This window comes from Xanthomarina sp. F2636L (assembly GCF_026410195.1).
Taxonomy (GTDB): Bacteria; Bacteroidota; Bacteroidia; order Flavobacteriales; family Flavobacteriaceae; genus Xanthomarina.
This window is the reverse complement of record NZ_JAPMLM010000030.1, coordinates 1-329: the sequence shown is the minus strand read 5'-3', so window position 1 is coordinate 329 and position 329 is coordinate 1. Positions and strand designations below refer to the sequence as shown.

1 protein-coding gene is annotated in these 329 nt (G+C 42.9%); it reads right to left on the bottom strand.

Annotated features, from left to right (window positions below):
* The coding region (locus tag OS191_RS00135; protein WP_267153681.1) for an HYR-like domain-containing protein at positions 1–329 on the bottom strand (329 nt) is incomplete at both ends.

The following is a 329-nucleotide window of genomic DNA, read 5'->3' as shown; positions in this document are numbered from 1 at the left end:
CAAGTACGCGTAACTACTACGTTACAAGGATCAGAACTATCAGTTGAGTCAACAGGAGTTGCCACGACATCACCAGCACAGTTATCCGTTGCTGTCAAATCAATAGGAGCAGGAATATCTGTTAGACATTCTACTGTTACATCAGCTGGAGCAGCTGGAGCTACAGGAGCAATAGTATCAGAAACAGTAATTATTTGCGACACACTAGATGTATTATTACAGCTATCAGTAAAAGTCCAAGTACGCGTAACTACTACGTTACAAGGATCAGAACTATCAGTTGAGTCAACAGGAGTTGCCACGACATCACCAGCACAGTTATCCGTTGC